This window comes from Polaromonas sp. (assembly GCF_012927415.1).
Taxonomy (GTDB): Bacteria; Pseudomonadota; Gammaproteobacteria; order Burkholderiales; family Burkholderiaceae_C; genus Polaromonas.
Genome location: NZ_JABBPF010000173.1, coordinates 1 through 3,128 on the forward strand (window position 1 = coordinate 1; position 3,128 = coordinate 3,128).

Below are 3,128 nucleotides of genomic sequence, written 5' to 3' on the forward strand. Positions count from 1 at the left end.
TGAAGAAGTTGGCATGTCGCTCGAAAAAGTGACGCTGGCTGACCTCGGCCAGGCCAAGCGCATCGAAGTGGGCAAAGAAAACACCATCATCATCGACGGTTCTGGTGCCGCTGCCGACATCGAAGCCCGCGTCAAGCAGGTTCGTGTCCAGATCGAAGAAGCGACCAGCGACTATGACCGCGAAAAACTGCAAGAGCGCGTGGCCAAGCTGGCCGGCGGTGTTGCCGTGATCAAGGTTGGCGCTGCCACCGAAGTCGAAATGAAGGAAAAGAAAGCCCGCGTTGAAGACGCTCTGCACGCAACACGCGCCGCTGTCGAAGAAGGCATCGTGGCTGGTGGCGGCGTCGCTCTGCTGCGCGCCAAGCAAACCGCTGGTGTCATCAAGGGCGACAACGCTGACCAGGACGCCGGCATCAAGCTGGTGCTCCGCGCCCGCGAAGCACCGCGGCGCGAAATCGTTTACAACGCAGGCGGCGAAGCCTCTGTGGTGGTGAACGCCGTGTTGGCCGGCAAGGGCAACTACGGCTTCAATGCTGCCAACGACAGCTACGGCGACATGATCGAAATGGGTATTCTTGATCCCACGAAAGTGACCCGCACAGCGCTGCAGAACGCTGCCTCCGTGGCATCGCTGATGCTGACGACCGAATGCATGGTGTGCGAGTCTGCCAAGGACGACGCACCTGCCGGCGGCATGGGTGGCGGCATGGGCGGCATGGGCGGCATGGGCGACATGGGCATGTAATGCTCCGCTGAGCTCCGCTCGAACAAGGAAAACCGCGGTGGCAACACCGCGGTTTTTTTTCGTCCACCGTACGCCTTCAGGTATTCTGCGAAAGCATCATTGCCCCAAAAAAAAGAGGCACCGGAAATGCACCGGTGCCTCCTCATCAACAGAAATGCCACCCTTTCATCGGCGGCCTGATGCGCAGCCAATCACAGGACCGATTCTTTACGCCAGCCGACAGCCTGCATTTTGGCGATCACAAAATCGGCCAGAAGCTTGTAGCCATAAGGGCTCGGGTGCACACCGTCGGCAAACTCGTACCTGCTAGTGTCGCCCGGGATGGTGCTTGCGTCGGTACAGGCGATCGAACTGCCCGCGAGCGGGTTTGCCGTTGACGTGGTGCTGCAGGCAGGAATTGTGATGTTGCTCAGACCGAACAGGGCCGGGTTGGCATTCTGGGCCCGGCCTTGTGTATAGGCGTCAACCAGCAGCACACCACTGGTGCCCGCAAGAGAAGTTTCCAGGGTCGAATTAAAACGGGTCACCATGGCGCTGACCAGACCCTGGGTTTGGACTCCGAGCGACGCAATGTAGGGCGTCTGGCTCACATCGGGAAGATTAACCACCGAAACGTATTTGGCTCCCTTGGCAACAACAAGCGTCTTGATATAACCGGCGAGTTCCGTCGCGGCCTGTGCCATGCCCTGGACTGCGGCAGCTTGCGCCGCCGAGGCGGCAGGCGCGCCACCGCCAGCGACGGCTTGCTGCGTCGCCGTGTCCCAGCCAGCCAATACCGCTGCGCCTACCGCGCCGGCGCCACCGCCAGCAGCAGTCGCCACACCATTGAGATTCATGAATGTATCGTTTCCACCGGCCAGGACCACGACAAGTTCCGTGCCGCTGAAGCTGCCACCGGCGTTGGCCAAATGGGTGTTCATCTGAGTCACGACGGGCACGGCCATCAGACCCAGCGGTGCCGCCGCAGCAGCCGCGGCCGTACCGGCAGCGCCGCCGCCGTTGGCCGTTGAAACGAAAGACTGAACCGCCGTGCTGTTAGGGCCATAAGCGCTGGTGACACGGGAACTGCCCTGAGCGTAGTTTCGGCAAGTGGGGAAGTTCTGGATCGGTGCGCCCGTGAAGCCGGGAATCAGCGGGAACAGGCCGGTTTGCGCCGCACAGGGTGCGGGCAGCCCGTATTGCGCGGCAACAATTTCAGTCCAGTTTTTGGTGGTCGGGGAATTCACCGTCCATTTGCCGCCACCCAGCGCCGCAATGGAGCCAACCTTGTAGGTGCCGACGTCACTCAGACTGTCACCGAAGGTAACCATCTGCGTGAAGCCGACGCCCGGGCTCTGGCCGCCATCTCCGCCGCCGCAGCCCGCCAATACAATTGCGCAACCAAGCGCTACCGTCGCTTTTTTCCACTGTTTCATCATGACTCCTGTTGTTAAACCAAACGACTGTTTGTTTTTATCTAAAAATGATAGTGGGTGTGTCACTGCCAAAATAGAGGGTATGCCCGGTAATTGGGCGGTCTAACTACGCGAATGGGCGTACTTTTGTCACTTGGGCGACATGGACAAAAAAGCGCGCTATGGCGGGCAGGAAAGATCAGGAGGAACGCCCAACCGCATGCGTCATTCCGTGTTTTTGCGTCATCCAGCACGCCGCCGCGCCAGCGGAGTTACTGGCGAAGCTTGCCCAGCAGGCCGGCAGTTGACGCATCCAGCCCCGAGACATCGCCGCTCTGCAAGCGCGGCTCGATCTCCCTGGCCAGCACCTTGCCCAGCTCGACGCCCCACTGATCAAAGCTGTTAATGCCCCAAATGGCGCCACTGACAAACACGCGGTGCTCCTGCAGGGCAATCAACGCGCCCAGGCTGGCGGGCGTGAGTTGTTCCAGCAACAAGAACGTGCTGGGCCGGTTGCCCGGAAAATCCTGGTGGCCGGCCGCGTCCGGTTTTCCGCGCATAAGGGCCTGCGCCTGGGCCAGGGCATTAGCCAGCAGTTTTTGATGGTGGCCGGGGAGGTCATGCGGCGCATGCGCGGCTTGTTTGACCGCGACAAACTCGACCGGAACCACCGTTGTGCCCTGGTGCAACATCTGGAAGTAGGCATGCTGGCCATTGGTGCCAGGCTCGCCCCAGAGCACGGGCGCAGTCTGAAAAGGCAGCACCTGGCCGTCCATGTCCACGCGTTTGCCGTTGCTTTCCATTTCCAGCTGCTGCAGATAGGCCGGCCAGCGACGCAAGGCACTGCTGTACGGCGCAATGCTGCGGCTGGCAAAACCGTGAAAGTTGCGGTACCAGACATCAAGCAGCCCGAGTCGCACCGGCAGGTTGCGCTCCAGCGACGCTGTGCGGAAGTGCTCATCCATGGCATGGGCACCAGCCAGGAATTC

The 3,128-nt window shown here is 61.0% G+C and carries 2 protein-coding genes and 1 pseudogene; 1 reads left to right on the forward strand and 2 read right to left on the reverse strand.

Going from position 1 to position 3,128, the window contains the following annotated elements; translation table 11 throughout:
• Positions 1-745 (forward strand): TCP-1/cpn60 chaperonin family protein (locus HHJ19_RS14585; RefSeq protein ID WP_296908599.1); only part of this gene is annotated, 745 nt, incomplete at its 5' end.
• Positions 746-936: 191 nt separating this feature from the next.
• Here HHJ19_RS14585 and HHJ19_RS14590 read toward each other — a convergent pair.
• Positions 937-2,160 (reverse strand): SGNH/GDSL hydrolase family protein, encoded by a 1,224-nt coding sequence (locus HHJ19_RS14590; RefSeq protein WP_296908600.1) that lies wholly within the window; start codon positions 2,158-2,160, stop codon positions 937-939.
• A 251-nt stretch (positions 2,161-2,411) separates the two neighbouring features.
• Positions 2,412-3,128 (reverse strand): annotated as a pseudogene (locus tag HHJ19_RS14595) (glucose-6-phosphate isomerase); the annotation flags it as partial.

Coding starts and splice junctions, on each gene's coding strand:
- HHJ19_RS14590 (WP_296908600.1), bottom strand. CDS start 2,160: ATGAAACAGTGGAAAAAAGCGACGGTAGCGCTTGGTTGCGCAATTGTA.